This is a genomic window from Psychrobacter sp. 1U2 (assembly GCF_051847575.1).
Window position 1 is genome coordinate 1 of record NZ_JBPYDC010001494.1, and the last position, 590, is coordinate 590.

Below are 590 nucleotides of genomic sequence, written 5' to 3' on the forward strand. Positions count from 1 at the left end.
CTACTGATTAGATCAACGCACCCTACAAGCGATAGTCTGTTATTTTACGAAAATGCCCGACGCAAGCAAGTGAGTATTTATGAGCGACAAGTCAGTTTCCAATTCCACGTCTCAACTGGCCACCTTAATCCAAATGGGCAAAGAGCAAGGGTATCTTACCTATGCTGAGGTGAATGACCAGCTGCCTGACTCTATTACAGAAAGCGATCAGATCGAAGACATCGTCCAAATGCTCACTGACGTCGGCATCAAAATATTTGAGGCTGCGCCTGACGCTGATGATATTTTGATGAACGATGATTCAAGCGATGATGATATGGCAGCTGATGAAGCAGCGGCAGTATTGGCCTCTGTTGAAACTGAGCCCGGCCGTACTACCGATCCTGTTCGTATGTATATGCGCGAGATGGGTACAGTTGATCTGTTGACCCGTGAAGGCGAGATTGCTATCGCCAAGCGTATTGAAGAAGGTATTCGTGATGTACAGCATGCGATGGCTTACTGGCCAGGTACGGTACAATTCGTTCTTGATGAATATCAAAAAGTACATGACGGCGAAAAGAAACTCTCTGACGTTATCACTGGTTTTT

Annotated in this window: 1 protein-coding gene; it reads left to right on the forward strand. The window is 45.9% G+C overall.

Annotation, left to right across the window (positions count from 1 at the left end; genetic code table 11):
* Positions 1-79 precede the first annotated feature (79 nt).
* Positions 80-590: RNA polymerase sigma factor region1.1 domain-containing protein (locus ACS8FD_RS22810; RefSeq protein WP_439277534.1), on the forward strand; the 511-nt coding region annotated here is incomplete at its 3' end.